Here is a 17,196-nt window from a genome sequence, read left to right as displayed (position 1 = left end):
GGGTCTCAGACGTTCCAGGCGCGCTCGTTGGGGCGCGGGGCGTCGCGGCGGCGGATCTCGTCGGCGTGCACGCCCTCGAAGAGCGGGCTGACCTCCTGCGCGACGTTGGCGGCCTTCCCGAGCTGCTCGAACACGTTGAACAGCTTCTCCAGCACCGCGTCGTCGATGGGGTAGTTGTCGTTGAGGCGGGTGACGTAGGTGCGCAGCGCGAGCGCGACGTTCTCGCACATGGCCGGGAGCTGGCGCAGCTCCTGGCGCACCGCCCACATGTCCTCGGGCACGTAGGCGGACACGGCGGCGTTCATCTGGGCGGAGGAGCTGCTCAACGGGTTGATCGACACTTCGGCTCTCGATTCCTTCTTGGCGAAACGGATGGTCGGCTCCGGCCCGATGGGGCCGGGCTCGGGTGTGGGGGTGGGGTCCTCGGGGTCGGGCATGCCGCCGCCGGGGACGTGGACGTCCTCGTGGTCCGGGGCCCCGGCCCCGAACGCGGTCCCGGCGCTCTCCTCCTCACCGGGCGCTTCGACCCCGGCCTCGGCGGCGCCGGTGGTGGTGGTCTCCTCCTTCGTCGTGGTGGTGTCGTCGGTCTTGGTGGGGCGGATCTTGTGCCACAGCGCCACGGCCGGGATGGCCATGACCCCCAGCACCGCGGCCAACACGCGGCCGGTGCGGGACGTGCGGGCCTTCGTCCAGGCCGTGCGCATCCGCTTGAAGGGGCCCGAGGAGCGCACCCGCTCCCCGGCCGTCCGGCTCCGCTCGCGGGTGGCCTTGGCCGCGCGGGAGAGCCGCCCACCGGTCGCCCCGTCCAGGCGGCGGGCCGCACCCCGCAGCCGCACACCCGCGCCACGTAGGCGCTGGCCCAGGCCCCGGCCCGCCCCGCCCGAGCGGGCGGTGTGGCCGCCGTCGACCGTGGAGTGCGCACGCCCCCGGGCTGTGCGGGCGGAGCGGGCTCCGCGTCCGGCGGCCCCGCCCAGCAGGGAGCCCACACGCCCGACCGCGCCCCGGACCCGTCCGGTACGGCCCGCGCCGGGGCGGGAGAACCCCCGCCCAGCGGCGCCTGCGGCGCGTCCCGCCCGCCCGGACCTGAGCAGGCCGGACACGCGAGCACCCGCGCCCCGCAGCCCTCCCGTGGGGGAGGACCCGGCACCACGTGCGCCTCTTCCGGCGCGGCCCGTTCCGGCCTTGCCCAGACCGGCCGACCCCATCGAGGACGTCGCCGACCGTGCGCTTCGCCCCCCGCCCAGACCGGCTCCTGCTCCGGTCCCGGCGCCGCCCCGGCGTCCCAGACGGCCCAGACCGCCGGAGAGGCCGCTCCCGCGCCGGGATCCGCCGCCCAGGCGTTCGCCCATGGCCCGCAACCCCCGGCCACCACGGCCGCCCCGGCTGCCGCGCTCGCGGGCGCCCCTGCCCTTGCGCAGGCGGTGCACCCCGTAGGCGGCCCCGGCCACGGCCGTGGCCGCGCACCCGGCGGCCAGGCCCCAGGGACCGGCCAGCTGGTAGAGGCCGGCCGCGCCGACCGCGGCCGCCGAGACGCCCCCGGCCGCCCACTGCCCGGCCCGCACCGGGTTCGCTTCCTCCTTGTCCTTCGTCTTCTTGTCCTGGTCGGTGTCCTCGTCGGGGGAGGCCTCGGCGCTGGGGCGCACCCGCAGCTCGTACTCCTGCCCGTCGGGGCCGCTCACCCTGGGCGGCGGCCCCGACGGGCTCTGGTCGGTATCGGTGCTCATCTGGTCCTCCAGCTCAGAGCAGGCCGTCGATGGCGGGGGTGAGCGCGGTGACCAGGCGGCCGATGGAGTCGCCGCCCTCACCGATCAGCCCGACCACGCTCAGGAAGAGGCCGGCCACCGACTCCGGATTGCCGAAGACCCACAGGACCAGCGAGCCGATGACGAAGATGCCGAAGGCCTGGGCGAGACAGCCGCGGATCATGCGCGCTCCTTGGTGAGGTCGGTGCGGGTGGGGGTGGTGGCCATCAGGTCCTCAAAGCCCGGCAGGGTGAGCTGGTTCGCGCACAGCGGGCACCAGTCGTGCCAGGCCACACGGTGTTTCTTGGGCTCGCGGCACCTCTTGCCCGGCGGCGGCGCGGCCGCGAGCCGGTGCTCCTCCACGGCGGCCGCCGCGTCGGCGTACCGGTAGTGCGCGGCCTCGGCGGTGGTGCCGCACGCGCAGCGCACGCGCCAGATGAGCGCTTCCCCCTCGGGGGTGTCCTCGCGGCGGCCCAGGCCGACCTCGGGGCGGTGCTTGATGTAGGACACGACGAATCTCCTTCCTTCGGTGTGGGTGGTGGTGCGGGGCCGCTCGCGCGTCAGCTCACCGCCCCCGGAAAGGGGGTGGTGTCACCTCGCGCGCCACGGCCCCCGGAGTGGTGCGCACACCCGCCCCGGCCGGGGTCGGGGAAGGTGTGCGCACCCGCCGGGGCGGGCGGTGGTGCTCCTGTGGCACCCGCAGGTCAGAGCGGGTGCCACAGGGTGGGGCGGGTCAGGGCTGCTGGCGGAAGGCCGCCATCAGCTCGGGGTAGTCGCCCGCCAGCGATTCCTTGTAGCGGGTGATCGAGCGGGCGGAGGTGTTCATGCGGCGGGCCGCGTCGCGGACCCCGGGCGCCTGCCCCCGGCCGATCTGCCACTGGGCGTAGTCGATGAGCTGGCGGCGTCCCTGCTCGGGGTCGACCGGGCGCGGCCAGGTCCGCCCCTCCAGAGCCTCTTCCTGCTCCTCTTCTTCCTGTGCGGGGTTCGCCACGGGGGCGTGCGGCACCGTGGCGGCGGGTGTGGCGGGCTGTGGCACCTGCTGGTCAGCGCCCGTAGCGGGCGTGGCGGGCGGGCCGGAGTGGAGCATGACTGCCAGGGCGTCGGTGCCACGGTCGGCCAGCGCGGTGATGCGCTCATCGGCCAGCACCGCCAGGACTCGGCGGATCCGCTCGACCTCGGAGTCCTCGTCCTCGACCGGCGCCGCCTGCGGGGCCGGCGCTTCGGCCAGATCCGGGATCAGGGCACCGGCCGCGCGGGAGCGCAGCTCCTCACGCGAGGCCGCCCAGTCGCCGCCCTGCCAGGCGGTGATGTTGGAGCGCACGGTCTCAGCGGCGGCCACCGAGGCCTGCCACGCCGACCAGGACGCCAGCGCGGCCGCCCCCGCCCCCAGCGCCCCCAGGACTCCGAGGGCGGAGGTGTCGAAGAAGGCCAGACCCACCAAGTTGAGGGCCACGCTCGCGGCCAGCAGGCCCACGATCTGCGCGGTGAGGAAGGTCAGCGCCTTCGCCCCGGCAGACGTCTTCACCAAGGCCTGGCCCTTGTGCTGTTCGGCCAACTCGGCGCGCTGGCCGATCAGGCGGATCACCCGCACGGTCAGCACGACCTCCAGCGCCACCGCGACGGCGATCGCACCCCACCAGGGCAGCGTCGTGGACGCCTTCACCAACGAGGCGACCCCGGCCGCGCTCAAGCCGCTGCCGGCGATGGCGTAGGCGAACTCCTCCCGCCTCCACCCGCGCACCGCCTCCATGAGGCGGCGGGTCGCGGTCGCCGGGGACGCCCCCCGCTCGAACGCACGCACCTGCGCGAGTTCGGCGGCGGCCTCGTCGGCGTCGGCCAGGCCCTCGGAGACCGCCCGCTCGGTGCGCGCGGTCACCGCGGCCGACCGGGTGCGGCGCTGGGCGATCTGATCCACCAGCGCCTGGTGGTCGTCGGTGGCCTCCAGGCGCTCGCGGGCGTAGCCCAGCTCGATCTTCTCGCGGGCGGTGCGGGTGCGCTCGCTGGTGAGCGTGGACAGCGCCTGGGGGTTGGCCTCGGGGGTGTCCAGGTGGGTGGTGTCGACCTGGGCCAGCTGGTCGGCGGCCGCGGCCTGGGCGGTGTAGTCGGCCACGACCTCGGACAGGTCCGGGGCGGGGGCGGCGGTCTCGGGCGCCCCGGCGGGGCGCCCCTTCTTCTTCGACATCAGCTGTCCTCCTTCTTGGTCGGGGCGCCGCGCCGGGCGCGGCGGTCGGGCTCGGGCAGGGGGTGCTCGGTGTGGATCAGGTCGCGGCCGCCGGTGGCGGCCAGGAGCACCGCAGTGGCGGTGCACAGCAGGGCCAGAGCCCCCGTCATCAGCAGCAGACTCATCGCGTCTTCCCGCAGGTCCAGCACACGTACAGGGACCGGATGACGTCCCAATCCATGGGCTGGGCGCCGCAGCAGCGGGGGGCGTGGTCGCAGCGCAGAAGGCGGCGGAACAGGCTCATGCGGCCGCCCCCCGCTCCGCGACGACGTCGCCGGCCTCGACGGTGTCGGCGGGCCAGGTGCCGTCGACATCGACCGGGACCAGGGCGAGCGCGGGCGTGGTGGGGGTGTCCAGGACCTCCCACACGGCCAGGAGCAGCACCCGGGCGGGCAGCTCGTCCAGCCACCGCTGGTAGCCCTCGACCAGGACGCCGATCCGCGCCCGCTCCTCCTCGGTGGTGTGTTCCTCGACGCGGTGGGTGACCGCCTCGACCTCCGCCAGGTCGGCGGAGTCGGTGACGATCTCCCAGTCGCAGGTGGGGCAGTCGCGGGTGGCGACCGCGCTCTGACGGGTACGCTCGTTCTCGCGCATCTGTGTCTCTTCCTGTTCAAGGTGGGTCGGGTGTGCGAGAGCCCCGCCGGGCGGCAATCCCGGCGGGGCTCGCTGCGTTCGTAGGGGTGGGGTCTACTTCTTCTTGCGGTCGTCCTTGGTGGTGACCTCCTGGCCCCGCACGACCTTGCCGTCGGTCACCGTGGCGCCGGGGCCGACCGCGCAGCCGTCCAGCACGACGTTGTCGCCGAAGGTGAAGCCGTCCAGGTCGCCGAACTGCTCGTTCTTGTACTGCTGGCCCATGGCGGGCTCCTCTCGTGTGGGTGGTGGACCGGGCGGTCCCCCCGCCCCGCCCGCAGGACGGGCGGGCGGGACAGAGGCACCGACCGGGCCTAGAACGGGACCCCGGTCATCTCCTCCAGCAGCTGGCCGCGGCGGGACTGGAGCCGGGCGATCTGGGCGTCCACGAGCACGAGCGCGTCGGGCGGCGCGGGCAGGGACACCGTGATCTCCCCCAGCAGCGGGCCCCGCCCGAACGCGGTGGCGGTCCGGCCCATGAGCTCCGCGTGCAGGGTGCCCTCGGCCGCGTCGGGGTGCGCGCTCACCTGCACGGAGGTGGACGGGGCCAGGTGGCGCCGGGCATAGGCGCTGATCTGCACGGTGAAGTCCAGCTCGTTGTCGGCGTGCACGGTCAGCGGCTCGACCACGGTCTCCAATCCGACCCGGGTGAAGCTCACGATGCGGGTGAAGCCGTCGGGGTTGCGCATGCTGTCCTCTTTCTGTGTGGGTGTGTGCTGGTCAGGCGGCGGTGACGTAGGTGTCCAGCAGGCGCTGGGCGTGGGCCGCACGGAGTTCGGGGGCGCGCTCAGCGGTGCGGCGCAGCAAGCCGGTCAGGCCCTCGCGGACGTCGTCGGGGGTGGTCCACCGCGCGACGATGCTGTCGACCCGGGTCTTGGTGGCCTCGGGGTCGGTGCCCCGGCGGACGGCGATCAGGCCCGCGACCACGGCCCACAGGCGGACCTGGTGGCGCTCGGCGCGGGCGTCCTCGTCCTCCTCGGCGGGCGTGTCGTCGCCGGGGTGGTGCGGGGCGACCGTGGTGGGGGCGTCGGGGGCGGTGGACTCGGGGTAGACCCGCACCTCGGAGTCGTACTCGGCCAGCTCGTTGGTGGCGGCGACCAGGGCGGGAACTGCGCCGGAGTCGCCCCAGATCTCGGCGATCATCTGGTCGCGGCCCGCCATGAGCACCAGCTCACTGGCGCGGCGCCCGCCGAGGCGCTCGATCGTGCGAGCGATGTGCCAGTCGGCCTCGGTGGTGCCGCCCTGGGTGAGCACGCGGACCACGTCGGCGCGGGTGGCGCCGGCCTCGATGGCGACCTGGGCGATAGTCGGCTGCGACTGCATCGCGTGCTCCTCTCTGCTGGTGGTGGGCAGGGATCACCCCTGCTCACCGGCATCCACTCCCGAGCGGCCTAGCGTCTCGCTCTAGACCTACTATCTCTCTCCAGTGATACTATGTCAACTGGGTTGCTATAAAGGGTGTCGACGAAGGGAAGATTCGACCGACATGACCAGCCGATATCGAGAGATCGCCGAAGAGATTCGCGAACGGATCTCCTCCGGCGCCTACGCCCGCGGGAAGCGCCTCCCGCCCCAGAAGTCGCTCGCTGACGAGTTCGGCGTAAGCCAGCCGGTGGTGCAGCGAGCGGTGATGGCGCTGCGCACCGAGGGACTTGTCCGTATCGAGAGGGGGACTGGCACGGTGGTGCACGAGATCAAGCCGATCGTTCGGAACGCGACGGCGAGGTACACGAAGACCGCACGTGAGCAGGGACAATCGCGGGGTGCCTTCGCCACCGAGGTGCGCTCCCTGGGCCACGTCCCGCACAGCAAGCTGGTGAAGCTGGGGCCTGCGACCCCTCCAGCCGAGATCGCGCAGATCTTTCAGTTCGGACGGGACGACATCGCGGCCATTCGCCACCGCCACATGACTGCGGACGAGACGCCCGTTCAGATCGCGACGTCCTACGTGCCCTGGACGATCGCGAAGGACACGCCCATCACGCAGGAGGACACCGGTCCGGGCGGGACGTACTCGCGCTTGGAAGACCTCGGACATCGGGTCACTCGCTTCACAGAGCGCATCCGCACACGCCCTCCGTCGGAGGAGGAAGCCGATTTCCTGCGTCTGGGGGAAGACCAGCAGGTCTACTCCGTGCTGCACATCGCTTACACCGAGGACGGAACCCCGGTAGAAGTCACACAGCACGTGATGCCGACTTTCCAGTGGGTGCTGGAGTACGAGTGGGCGGCAGATTGATCGCATGACCTCACCGTGGCGAAGACGCTCCTGACCTGTGAGAGGCATCTGGGGGGCAGGGGAATGCCCCCCAGATGCCACCTAGACGAATCCGTGCGAGATGGGGAGCGTGAAGGCATGACTGGGATGGCGCCATGGGCGCGGCGAATCAGGAAAGAGCGCGAGCTCCGAGGGTGGACGCAGCGCGACTGTGTCGAGCGACTGCGGTACGAGACCACTCGTGAGTTGCCCGCCTCGGCCACGATGCTCGATCAGTGGAAGCGCTGGGAGGGCGGCCGCGTACTCCCGTCCGGCGAGTATCAGCAGATGATCGCCGCGCTGTTCGGCAGCGTCTCGGGTGCCTTCTTCGCTCCGCGCAGTCCGCAGGAGGTCCTGAAAGCGGCCGTCCCCGGGGCGGACACGCCGGAGCTGCTCGCGCGGTTGCGACAGTCCTCCGTGGACCAGGCCACCCTGGAGTCCTTGAGGCTGACGGTGGACCGACTCTGCTCGGACTACCCCGTCGTCAGTGCCCACCAGCTCCTGACGGAGGGGCGGGCCTGGCTGGGGCGTCTGGCGGACCTGTTGGACCTGCGGGTCAGCCTGACACAGCACCGCGAGATCCTGTCCCTGGCCGGGATGCTCGCACTCCTGGTCGGCTGCCTCGAACAGGACATCGGCCACAGCCCGGCCGCGGAGAGCACGCGCCGGTCTGCCATGCGTCTGGGCACAGAGGCCGGCGACACGCACATCGTCGGCTGGGCGCACGAGATGACCTGTTGGTTCGCCCTCGCGCGAGGGGACTACCGCACGGTACTGACCGCGGCGGAGGCAGGCATCGAGGCGGCCGGTGCTCAGTCGGTGAGCGTGCAGCTCTACGCCCAGCAGGCCAAGGCCTGGGCGCGCATCGGCAATCGGGGGCGGGTCGAGCTTTCCCTCGAACGCGGCCGCGAGCTGCTGGAGACTCTGCCGCCGCCCATGGATCCCAGTCACCACTTCGTCGTGGACCCGGGCAAGTTCGACTTCTACTCGATGGATGTGCTCAGGAGGTCCGGCAGCAACCGCCTGGCTGACGGCCTGGCCGACGAAGTTCTCGCCACGTCCACGGACTGGTCAGGACGCCTGGTAGCGCCCATGCGGGCGGCGGAGGCCTACGTGACCAAGGGAGTGGTCGCGGCCCGCTCCGGTGACTTGGAAGGTGCCATCGGTTACGGACGCCGGGCGCTGGAAGGCACCCGGCAGTCCGTGCCGTCGCTGGTGATGGTCGGCCAGGAACTGGGACAGGTCCTCACCGAGAAGTACGGCGATGAACAGGAAGCCCAGGACTACGTGGAAGAGCTGCGGTCCCTCGCGGCACATGCCGCGTAGGTAGAGGGAAGACGAAAGCCCGGCCGGTCATCCGGTCGGGCTTTTCCACAGGCTCTGGTGTGACTCCAGGGCATCAAGTGTGAGACCTGGCTAGAGTGCCAGGACAGCACGAAGGGCGGGGAGAGATCCCCGCCCCACAAAAGACAGAAGGCCAGGAGTTGGCGCTCCCGGCCTTCTACAAAAGCTCTACTGGCGGTTCATCCCCGACCAGACCTCAATCTGCTAGGACCACTGTACCCAACGGGGGCGGCTGGTCCACCGAGGTCTAGGGGATACGCCGAGAAAGGCAGACGTGTCCCCGAAGCAGCCGCGTGTCAGCACGCGCGCCAAGTACAAGCTCAAGTTCAGCCCGTACCTGTGGGTCCGGGACCTCGACATCGCGACCCCGATCCTGCACACCATCACCGGGGTCATCGCGAACGCCGTCGACCCCGACGGCGGGTTCTGCTGGCTGACCAACAAGAACATCGGCCAGAAGGCCTGCTACTCCAGCCAGTCGGCCGCGAAGAACGCCGTCAACACGCTGTGCGAGTTCGGGGTCGCCCGCAAGCTCGAGGGCCAGCTGCGCCTGGACGTCCTGGCTGCGGCCGGTGTCGTCATCAGCCCCGACGAGACGCTTGCCGTCATCGAGCTGCTGATCCCCGCGTCCGCCTACACCCCCGAGGACCTGGTCCGCGTCAACCTCATGCGCGCCGAGCGCGGCCTGGGCCTGGACCCCATCACGCCCGAGACGCGCCCGGACATCACCGGCCTGATCGGCACCCGGGCCAAGCGCAAGGACGCGGGCAAGGAAGCCCCTCAGCGCCGCGCGAAGGACCGTCGCGCCGCTGAGGCCGCCTACCAGGAGGAGCAGCCCTCGCGGTCCTCAGCGCAGGACCTGGAGGGCCCCCCCGAGGACCCCTTCGAGGCCCCCCCTCTCTCAGAGGGGGGTACCTCCCTCTCCGAGCCGGGGACCTCGGACCCGGGCGAAGGTCAGAATCCGCCCCCCCCTGGGTTTCAGAAACCCACCCCCCTGGGTTTCAGAAACCCACCCCCCTGGGTTTCAGAAACCCCCAACCCCTATATGCATTACCCCCGCGATGCTGACCCCGATTCCAGTCCGTCCGTGGGTGCTCAACCACAGGAGGAGTTTTCGCAGGTCAGCGGCCCGGACGGACCGGACGGGCAGGGATCAGCTCAGCAGGACGACGACCAGGGCGTGAACGGGGCTGGCGGGGACGCTGCGCGCCCCGCTGACGACCCCGGTCCGGCACCCGCTGAGCCGGTCGAGTCCCCGGCACCGCCGACGGCGGCCGAACTGCTCGTGGACCAGCTGCTGTCCGAGACCGCACGACTGGGCGCGGAACCCCTCGGGGACCCCGTCCAGGACCGGCGGCGGCTCGTGGCCATGGCCCAGGCAGCCCTGGATCGGGGCATGACCCCGATGCGGCTGCGTGAGATCGCCTCAGCGGGCCTGTACAACGTCAAGCGCCAGTGGGCCCTGGCTACGCGCCTGTCGGCCCCTGAGGCGTTCGCACAGGGCCACGGGGACGGGCTGGGCGGGGCTCCCATGGGCGGCGGGGCCGCCGCTCCTCGCCCGCGCTGCCTGTGGCACCCGAATTGCACCACCCTGGACGCCCGGGGCCGGTGCGCGGAGTGCGCCGAGGCGGAGCGGGTGCGCTCGCTCGCGGCCGGTGAGGTCGTGGAGTACTCCCAGGACGCCGACGGCGTCTGGCGCGACCACACCGGCGCACAGGCCAAAGACGCGGACGAGTTCGAGGGGCTGACCCCGGACGAGATCGCGCAGATTATGGCGGACCGGGCGCGGATGAGCGCTGAACTGGCCTCCCGGCCCGAGCGGGTCCGCGAGGCGGCGGCCGCCGCTAGGCGGCTGTTCACCCCGCCTGCCGATGAAGAGCTCGTCGACGGGGGCCGCTAACCGCCAGCTTTACTTTGTACATCTGGGGGGTCTGATCACCCGGGAAACCTCGGCTGACCTGCGCTAACAGGTCGGCCGGGGGCCACTCCGCCACCACTGGCGGCGCACGCCACGGTCCTGGACCGGGCGGGGTTCTGGCGCCTGCCACGCACGGTCACGCGCGTCGGATGGGCGCCAGGTTCCCGTTCGGCTACGGGGGTCCCGGGGGCTGGCCCCCGGGTACCACCAGGCACCCGCCACGCCCCGCTGAGGCCTCTACCGGCCGTAGCCGTACCCGCGCCGGGGTGCCTCGGGTGCGGGGTACCGGTGCGGGCCCGGGGTCTTCGATTTGGGGGGCCGGGGGACGACCTTGCGGTCGACCCGCATGGCGTTGCGCCAGGCCTGGTCGCGCTCCTCGTTCTGCAGGGCGCGGTAGGCGGCCTCCAGGTCGGCCAGGTCCTGGGTGTCCAGGGCGTGCAGGCCGCTCCGGGTGATGCCCTGGGAGGCGGCGTAGGGCTCCAGCTTGCGGATCTGTGTCTGGCGCTGGGCGTACTCGCGCTCGGCCGCGTGCAGGGCCTTCTCCAGGCCCCGCACGGCGGCGCTGGCCCGCAGGTCGTGGTCGATGGCCGCGCTGCGCTCGCGGCCAGCGTCATAGGCGGCCTCGCGGGCCGCGCCCGGGGCGGCGCCCTGCCACATCAGCCGCACCCGTCCGAGCCGGGCGCGCTCCTCGGCCAGCTCCGCCTCGGTGCGCCGCTGGCGCAGGAGTGTTTCGGCGGCGGCGGCCTGGGCGCGGGCCTGGGCGAGACGGGCCGCCAGGTCCTCTACGCGTTCGCGGGCCGGGTCCGGTCCGGGTTCCCGCTCCGGCACGGGCTCCGGTTCGGGTGCTGGGGCTGGGGGCGGAGGGGCGCCGGCCCCCGATGCCTCGACGGGGAGTTCGTCGGTGACCATCACCTCGGCCGCGGGGGCCAGGGTGCGGGTGTAGGCGGCCAGCACCCGGGCCAGTTCCTCGCGTTCGTCGGCGGCGGGGCCGTGCCGGAGCTGGTCCTCCTCGCTGCGCAGGTCGGCCGCGGGCAGGTACAGCTCGACCCGGTCGCGGGCACGGCTCATGGCGGGGTAGAGGGTGTTGGCGTCGGCCCCCAGGCCCAGGACGTGGGCGCGGTCGCACGTCAGCCCCTGGGCGGCGGCGACGGTGATCGCGTAGCCATGCACCAGGTGGCCGCTGCCGATCTGGTCCGGGCTGATCCACTCGCGTTTGATCTCGCCGTGCTGGCGCCACTCGATCCTCGCGCCCCGGGTCGCGTGGACGTCCACGACCAGGGCGCGGTGGCCGTTGAGCACGTCCGCTCGGGCCGGGTCGCGGTGGGAGCGGTAGTCGTTGCGCCGCACCCGCACCTGGTCGCCCACGGCCAGGGCGAGCCGGTCGCCCCCGCGCACCCGGAAGGTCACGTCGTCGCCGGTCAGGGTGTTCTCGGTGCGGGCGATCGCGCGGGTGAGCGTGTTGAGACGGTGCACGTCGCGGTTGGTCGCGGCGAGCATCAGCACCCGGCCGATCGCCTCGTGCGGGCTGTCAAGGTAAGCCTGACGGTCGGCCCACCAGGCCGCGGCCATGCGCCCGTAGGCCGCCTCCAGATCGGTTGGGGCGTGGATCCGGCCGTGCTCGGACCACAGCGCGAGCGCGGACCGGTGGGCTCCCTGGCGCCAGACCTGAAGCGCCGCCCGATCCACCTCAGTGCGCTGGCGCCGGTTCTCCGTCAGCGTCTCCCCGTCCAGGAGCTGGTGCACGCGGGCGAAGGACCCGCCGGCCCCCACGGGGCGCAGCTGCTGTTCGTCGCCGATCCCGACGATCTTGGTGCCGGTGCGGGAGGCGGCGCCCACCAGGACGGCCAGGTCCCGGTCGGCGACCATGGCCGCTTCGTCCAGGACCAGCACGTCCACACCCTCCAGACCCCGCCCGCCCTCGATGCGCTGCAGCCAGGACGCGACGGTGCGGGCGGTGATGCCCGCTTCGGCGCGCAACCCCTCGGCGGCCACAGCCGCCACCGCCGCCCCTTCCACGCGCAGCCCGGCCGCCTCCCAGCAGGCGCGCGCCGCGGACATGATGCTGGTCTTCCCGGCCCCGGCCACGCCCTGGACCATGTCCAGGCCGTGCCCGTCCATGAGTAGCCGCACCACCACCCGGCACTGCTCAACGCTGAGCGCGAACCCGCGCGCCTTCTGCCAGACGGCCAGCGCCTTCTTCACCGTCTCCCCGGGCACCACCCCGGCCCCGCTGTCCCGGCGCATGGTCGCGGCAGCCGTGATCGCACGCTCCGCGTGGACCAGGTCCACGGAGGTGTACCGGTCGGCGTGAGATAGCGGGGAGGGCCCCTGGGCGGGCAGGCGCACCGCCATGGGGTGATCGAGGACGGCGTCGGTCAGCGCCTCCAACGCGGCCCGCGAGGCGATCCCGTCCGGGTAGGCGTCCGCGACCGCGGCCAACACCTTCGCGCGGGTGGTGGTCTTGGCGTGGGCGGTGACCCCGTGTTCGGGGTCCCACACCTGCGCCGCCACCTCATCCACGTCCGGGCCCGGCCCCCGCGGGCGCACGGGAGCGCCGGCGCTTCCTCCCCAGCCCCGCCACAGGGCCTCGGCCACCACGGCGTAGGGGTTGATGCGGGCGTCGGTGGCGCGCTCGACCCACGCCGTGCGCAGGTCCGCTTGGGTCACGTCCTGTTTCGCGTGGGCGGACTTGCGGGCCTGTGCGCGCTGCTCTCCCGCGCTGGCGCCGTCTCCGGCCACGGCCCTGACCTGCTCCGCGCGGCGGGAGAACACCCCGCGCACGTCCTGGTCGATTCCGGCGATCTCCCACTCCCCCGAGTGGGCGCACCGCTCCCACTCCACGCCCAGCTCAGCGGCCAGCAGGTCGCGCACCCGGGCCTTGGCCATCTCCCCGGCCGCCTGCACGTGCCGGTGCAGGTCACGGCCCCCCGAGGCGACGGTCCGCCATTGGCCGTCGTCGCAGCGGACCATGTTCGCGATCATCACGTGGGCGTGCAGGTGCGGGTCCCCGACCTGGCCGTCCACGGGGCGGGCGGTGCGGTGCAGCGTCACCGTCCCCAGCAGTCCGCTGCTGTCGACGCGCTCAGCGGTGCGGCCGTCGCCGTGGTGGCCGGCCACCCCGTAGGCGCACCACCCCTGGACCGCGTCGACGGTCTCGGACACCGCCCGCAGGTACAGCTCCTCGATCCGCGCGGCCGTGGCCGGATCGGCCAGCCCGTAGAGCACGCTGACGCTCTTGGGCATGTTCAGGACCAGGTCATATCCCCGGTTGCCCAACCGCACCTTGGCGTCGGCGTGCTCGCGCGCCACCGCCAAGACCTCGGCGTCGTAGAGCACGTCCAGGTCCACCCCGGCCGCGGCCGCGATGGGGCGCAGGTCCTTGATCGGGGCGCGGTGCCCTTCACCGTCGCGGGCCAGCCCCCGCACCAGCCGCGCGAAACGGGCCGCGCTGCGGGCGCTGTGGGCGAGCAGGGCGGCGGGGGTGGTGTGGGCGGCGGCCGCGACCGCCTCCACCGCCGCCACCAGCGGCGCCGCGGCCAGCTTCGCGCGGGGGTCCACCGCCATCTTCGGCGCCACCAGCTGCTGCCCGGTGGTGGGGTCGGCGCCGCCCATGACCGCGCGCACCGAGTCGTAGTCGGCACCGGTGCGCAGCGCCTGCCCGGCCTCGTAACCCAGCTCCTCCCACCCGGACCCGATCCGGGTGATCGGCCGGTCGGCCCCCTGCAGCCGGTAGTCCAGGGCGGCGTCCTGCTGCTCCTGGTCGTGCTCAGGGGCGGCGGTCCGGTCGCACCCGCACTGCTCGGAGAGGCGGTACTCGACCTGTTCCTCGGAGGGGCCCAGCACGGTCAGCCACGCCACGCGCCCCTCCTCCCCCGGCGCGCGCCGCGCCGTCTGTCCGGATCGCAGATCCCTGCGCACTCACCCGCATTTTCCAGAGCACCCTAGCGACCCCGCTCCCCCACCACCAGCACCCCCTCCCCGGCACCCTCCTGACCTCAGTCAGCACGCCCGAATCGGGTCTCCACACACCGTGGCACTGCTAGTGGTCGCGGATTCGTCCAGGACGTAAAGGGGTGTGGGTCGGTACGGTGCCGCAATGGACCACGAACACCGCGACGAGGGCGACGGCGACCAGGAGCTGCCCGCCCTCGACCCCCAGGGGCGCCCCTACGTCGGCACCCCCCGCATCACCACCACGACCCGCACGCGTCTGGTGAGCCGCACCTGCGGATGGTGCGGCGACCCCGTCCCCTACTCGGGGCGGGGGCGGCCGGCCACCTACTGCTCCAAGGCGCACCGGAACCGGCAGTGGGAGGTGAACTCCGCCCGCCGCCGCCAGGAGCGCGACCAGGCCGCGGGGACCGCCCGACCCGAGGACGAACCGGTCCGGGAGGTGATCCGCGAGACCGTGACCCGGACCGCGACCCGCAGCGCCCGCATCGAGGTCCCCGTCCCTGCCCCCGGCCGGGTGCGCACCGTCGAGGTCGAGGTGCCGGTCGAGGTGGAACGGCCGGTGCGCCTGGAGACGCCCATGGAGGTGTGCGCGGTGCTCAGCGGGGTGGAAGCCGCTGTGCGCGAGGGCCGCTTCCCCGAGGACGGCCTCGACCACGTGCTGCGCCGGGCCGTCGCGCTGACCGAGGCGATCCGGGACGCCCGGATCTGGGAGGACTGATCCGCCCGGGGCTTACGTCCCGGACGAATCCGAGATCACCAGTGGTGCCTCGGTGTGATCGACCTTGGTGCCTAGGTGTAATCGACCTGGATGCATGGAGTGTGAATGCTCTGCGTGGTCTGCTGGGTGGCTGCGTGCTCCCTGGTAGGTCCTGCCTTGGCTTGTGCGTCCTGGGTACCTGGGAGAGGTCCCTCGGAAGTAATGCACGGGCGTGTGGTCGGGTGGTCGGTGTTGTTCAGAAGGGGAGATGTCGGCGTCGGCAAGGTGTCGGCAAGGGGGTCTGACCGGGAAAGACGAGACCGGTGGCAGAGGGTGAGTCAAGCCGCGTGTCTAGCGCGGGGTCTAGTGCTGGGACCAGTGCGGGGTCTAGTGCCAGGTCTAGCGTGGGGTCCACTCCCCCCACACCGCCCACAGCCGGTCACGACACCCGCGAGCATGTTCTTGACCTGGAGTGATACGCCTCGCACGCGTGCTACGGGTGCTACGCGTGCGAGGCGTATCACGCGTATCACTCGTGCGAGAGCTTCTTCTGGACCTTCGGCGCCGCGGCGACGGCCGCGCGGAACAGCTCGCTCACGACCTGGTGTTTGGGAGCGCGGGTGGCGAAGTGCAGCTCCTCCACGGTCTTGGCCAGGGCCTCGACGGCGTCCTGTTCGGCATACCAGCTGCGGCGGCTCATCGCGGGCGAATCAGCGGACTTCGCCGCAGGGTCGGCCTGCGGGGCAGGGGCCGGTTCGGGGGAGGTCGCGGGCGCCGGCGGGGCGTGCTCCTCCTGGCGGAGCTGGGCCACGCGGTTCCAGTCGTCTTGGAGTCCGCCCATGTCCGGCCCCGTGGTCTTCTTGCGGGTGCTCACGGGCGCACCGCCTTGGCCAGGTCGCGGTACCACTCGGCCGCGGAGGAGCGCGGCGAGTACTCGGTGACGGGCACCTTCTCGCGCCAGGCCTCGCGGATCTCCTTGCGGACCCGGATCTCACCGATCACCGGGGGGCTGCCCAGGCCGCGGAACGCTTCCAGGGTGGAGGTGACGATGCTGCCGCCGCGCACGTCCACCCGGGAGGGCACCAGGCCCAGGACGTCGATGCGCACCCCCATGACGTGGCTCAGGGTCCCGATCTGGCGCAGCAGCAGGCGCAGCGCGCGGATGGAGGAGTCCTCGGCCTCCACCGGCACGATGACCCCGCCCCCGTGGCCCTCGCGGTCGCGGGCCGCCATCAGGGCGGCGTCGCTGGATGCTCCCAGGGACGGCGGGCAGTCGATGAGGCAGACGTCGTAGTCCCCCTCCACGGCCTCCAGCACGCGGGCCAGGCGGTGCTCGCGCCCCTGGACCATGTAGAGCCCGCGGTCCAGGACGAAGGCGTCCAGGTTGGTGGGCAGCACGTGCAGGCCGGGCCGGTAGTCCACGATGACGCGGCGCAGGTCCCCGTCCCACTCCCCCAGCAGTGCCTGCTTGAGCGTGCTGGAGTCGGGTGCCTCCTCCACACCCAGCGCATCGGTCAGGTGTCCCTGGGGGTCGAAGTCGATCAGCAGGACGCGTTCGCCTGACTCGGCGATGGCGGCCCCCAGGTTGATGGTGTTGGCGGTCTTGCCCACACCACCCTTCTGGTTCATGACGGCATAGATGTCCATGGCCGTGATCGTAGACCTCGCACGCGTGCTACGCCTCGCACCCGTGCGAGGCGTGCTACGAGTGATACGGGTGCTACGCGTATCACGCCTGCCCGTGCGGGGGTGTGGCCGTCTCCGTTGGCCATGGCCAGCGCGCCCTGGACACGGGGTTGGCCAACCCCGGACATGACCGCCTCGGGGGCTCCTCCGGCCGGGCGTGTCCGGGGGTGAGGTGGCCACCGCGCCGCAGGTGCGTGGCCACGGACAGACCCATGGCCAGGCGGTGGCCACGCCGCTCCTGGTGTCCGGATGGGGCCGTGAGCTGGAGTGATACGCCTCGCACGCGTGATACGGGTGCGAGGCGTGCGAGACGTATCACGCGTAGCACGCGGGGTGGCCACCGTCTCCCGGCCACCGGCGGAGAACGCCCTGGCCATGGCCAGCGATGCCCGCGCCCCCATGCCGGATTCGTCGTCGCCGCGCCGGCATCGGGGCGCGGTGTGGCCACGCGGTGGCCACCGTGCCGGGGGTGTCCTGGCCAAGGTGGCCATGGCCAGGACACGGTGTCCTCGTGTCCGGCGGGGGTTGGCCACGGTGGCCAGAGGCGTCATCACCGTGATGACGATGTCATCACAGCGATGACGGATTCGTCATCATGGCGATGACATTGTCATCGCCATGATGACGCTCTCTGGGGGCGGTCACGGCTGGGCGCCTTCCCCGCTCGCTTGGAGGTCGTCCTGGGCCAGGTGGTAGCGCATGAAGTCGGTGGGCCCCATGTCCAGGATCGCGATCCTCTCCTCCCGG

General features: G+C 72.6%; 16 protein-coding genes. 4 read left to right on the top strand and 12 right to left on the bottom strand.

What is annotated here, in order from left to right:
• Positions 1-5: 5 nt before the first annotated feature.
• From Q8791_RS30520 to Q8791_RS30480, 9 genes are all read right to left on the bottom strand, one after another.
• Entirely contained in the window at positions 6-1,724 is a 1,719-nt protein-coding gene (locus Q8791_RS30520; RefSeq protein WP_330095320.1) for a hypothetical protein, read from the bottom strand.
• Positions 1,725-1,737: 13 nt separating this feature from the next.
• Positions 1,738-1,926 (bottom strand): hypothetical protein, encoded by a 189-nt coding sequence (locus Q8791_RS30515; protein WP_330095319.1) that lies wholly within the window; start codon positions 1,924-1,926, stop codon positions 1,738-1,740.
• Positions 1,923-2,252, bottom strand: coding sequence for a hypothetical protein (locus Q8791_RS30510; protein WP_330095318.1), 330 nt, complete (start codon positions 2,250-2,252; stop codon positions 1,923-1,925). Before Q8791_RS30510 ends, Q8791_RS30515 begins: the two co-directional genes overlap by 4 nt.
• 223 nt (positions 2,253-2,475) lie before the next feature.
• Complete coding sequence (locus tag Q8791_RS30505) at positions 2,476-3,924, bottom strand: hypothetical protein (RefSeq protein WP_330095317.1); 1,449 nt, start codon at positions 3,922-3,924, stop codon at positions 2,476-2,478.
• Entirely contained in the window at positions 3,924-4,088 is a 165-nt protein-coding gene (locus Q8791_RS30500; RefSeq protein WP_330095316.1) for a hypothetical protein, read from the bottom strand. The genes Q8791_RS30505 and Q8791_RS30500 overlap by 1 nt, the downstream gene beginning before the upstream one ends.
• Before the next feature lie 115 nt (positions 4,089-4,203).
• Complete coding sequence (locus tag Q8791_RS30495) at positions 4,204-4,557, bottom strand: hypothetical protein (protein WP_330095315.1); 354 nt, start codon at positions 4,555-4,557, stop codon at positions 4,204-4,206.
• Between the two features lie 93 nt (positions 4,558-4,650).
• Positions 4,651-4,818, bottom strand: a complete 168-nt coding sequence (locus tag Q8791_RS30490; protein ID WP_330095314.1) for a hypothetical protein — start codon at positions 4,816-4,818, stop codon at positions 4,651-4,653.
• Between the two features lie 89 nt (positions 4,819-4,907).
• Positions 4,908-5,282 (bottom strand): hypothetical protein, encoded by a 375-nt coding sequence (locus Q8791_RS30485; protein ID WP_330095313.1) that lies wholly within the window; start codon positions 5,280-5,282, stop codon positions 4,908-4,910.
• 31 nt (positions 5,283-5,313) lie between these two features.
• The gene (locus tag Q8791_RS30480) at positions 5,314-5,916 is read right to left on the bottom strand and encodes a hypothetical protein (protein WP_330095312.1); all 603 of its coding nucleotides are present in this window, start codon (positions 5,914-5,916) and stop codon (positions 5,314-5,316) included.
• A gap of 163 nt (positions 5,917-6,079) precedes the next feature.
• On the opposite strand from Q8791_RS30480, the gene Q8791_RS30475 reads away from it, so the two are divergent.
• From Q8791_RS30475 to Q8791_RS30465, 3 genes are all read left to right on the top strand, one after another.
• A complete protein-coding gene (locus Q8791_RS30475; RefSeq protein WP_330095311.1) occupies positions 6,080-6,832 on the top strand; it encodes a GntR family transcriptional regulator in 753 nt (250 codons plus the stop codon).
• 243 nt (positions 6,833-7,075) lie between these two features.
• Positions 7,076-8,176 carry an XRE family transcriptional regulator gene (locus Q8791_RS30470; protein WP_330095310.1) on the top strand — a complete coding sequence of 367 codons (1,101 nt, stop codon included), beginning with the start codon at positions 7,076-7,078 and terminating at the stop codon, positions 8,174-8,176.
• Positions 8,177-8,468: 292 nt separating this feature from the next.
• Complete coding sequence (locus tag Q8791_RS30465; RefSeq protein ID WP_330095309.1) at positions 8,469-10,094, top strand: hypothetical protein; 1,626 nt, start codon at positions 8,469-8,471, stop codon at positions 10,092-10,094.
• Between the two features lie 255 nt (positions 10,095-10,349).
• On the opposite strand, the gene mobF is transcribed toward Q8791_RS30465, so the two are convergent.
• Positions 10,350-13,970: a MobF family relaxase gene (gene mobF / locus Q8791_RS30460; RefSeq protein ID WP_330095308.1), complete on the bottom strand. Its 3,621-nt coding sequence runs from the start codon at positions 13,968-13,970 to the stop codon at positions 10,350-10,352.
• A gap of 238 nt (positions 13,971-14,208) precedes the next feature.
• Here mobF and Q8791_RS30455 point away from each other — a divergent pair, with 238 nt between their 5' ends.
• Positions 14,209-14,784, top strand: coding sequence for a hypothetical protein (locus tag Q8791_RS30455; RefSeq protein WP_330095307.1), 576 nt, complete (start codon positions 14,209-14,211; stop codon positions 14,782-14,784).
• 508 nt (positions 14,785-15,292) lie between these two features.
• Here the strand turns inward: Q8791_RS30455 and Q8791_RS30450 are convergent.
• Together Q8791_RS30450 and Q8791_RS30445 are read right to left on the bottom strand one after the other, a co-directional pair.
• Entirely contained in the window at positions 15,293-15,637 is a 345-nt protein-coding gene (locus Q8791_RS30450; protein WP_330095306.1) for a hypothetical protein, read from the bottom strand.
• On the bottom strand, positions 15,634-16,410 hold the full coding sequence (locus Q8791_RS30445; RefSeq protein ID WP_330095305.1) for a ParA family protein: 777 nt from the start codon (positions 16,408-16,410) through the stop codon (positions 15,634-15,636). The genes Q8791_RS30450 and Q8791_RS30445 overlap by 4 nt, the downstream gene beginning before the upstream one ends.
• Between the last annotated feature and the right edge of the window lie 786 nt (positions 16,411-17,196).

It is taken from the genome of Nocardiopsis codii (genome assembly GCF_036327455.1).
In the GTDB taxonomy this organism is placed as follows: domain Bacteria; phylum Actinomycetota; class Actinomycetes; order Streptosporangiales; family Streptosporangiaceae; genus Nocardiopsis; species Nocardiopsis codii.
This window is presented reverse-complemented; position numbering and strand designations above follow the sequence as displayed.

Bases quoted from the DNA above. Each gene is read 5' to 3' on its own strand.
- Q8791_RS30515 (WP_330095319.1), bottom strand. From the start codon at position 1,926: ATGATCCGCGGCTGTCTCGCCCAGGCCTTCGGCATCTTCGTCATCGGC.
- Q8791_RS30485 (WP_330095313.1), bottom strand. From the start codon at position 5,282: ATGCGCAACCCCGACGGCTTCACCCGCATCGTGAGCTTCACCCGGGTC.
- Q8791_RS30500 (WP_330095316.1), bottom strand. From the start codon at position 4,088: ATGAGTCTGCTGCTGATGACGGGGGCTCTGGCCCTGCTGTGCACCGCC.
- Q8791_RS30520 (WP_330095320.1), bottom strand. From the start codon at position 1,724: ATGAGCACCGATACCGACCAGAGCCCGTCGGGGCCGCCGCCCAGGGTG.
- Q8791_RS30475 (WP_330095311.1), top strand. From the start codon at position 6,080: ATGACCAGCCGATATCGAGAGATCGCCGAAGAGATTCGCGAACGGATC.
- Q8791_RS30490 (WP_330095314.1), bottom strand. From the start codon at position 4,818: ATGGGCCAGCAGTACAAGAACGAGCAGTTCGGCGACCTGGACGGCTTC.
- Q8791_RS30445 (WP_330095305.1), bottom strand. From the start codon at position 16,410: ATGGACATCTATGCCGTCATGAACCAGAAGGGTGGTGTGGGCAAGACC.
- Q8791_RS30480 (WP_330095312.1), bottom strand. From the start codon at position 5,916: ATGCAGTCGCAGCCGACTATCGCCCAGGTCGCCATCGAGGCCGGCGCC.
- Q8791_RS30505 (WP_330095317.1), bottom strand. From the start codon at position 3,924: ATGTCGAAGAAGAAGGGGCGCCCCGCCGGGGCGCCCGAGACCGCCGCC.
- Q8791_RS30495 (WP_330095315.1), bottom strand. From the start codon at position 4,557: ATGCGCGAGAACGAGCGTACCCGTCAGAGCGCGGTCGCCACCCGCGAC.
- Q8791_RS30470 (WP_330095310.1), top strand. From the start codon at position 7,076: ATGCTCGATCAGTGGAAGCGCTGGGAGGGCGGCCGCGTACTCCCGTCC.
- Q8791_RS30455 (WP_330095307.1), top strand. From the start codon at position 14,209: ATGGACCACGAACACCGCGACGAGGGCGACGGCGACCAGGAGCTGCCC.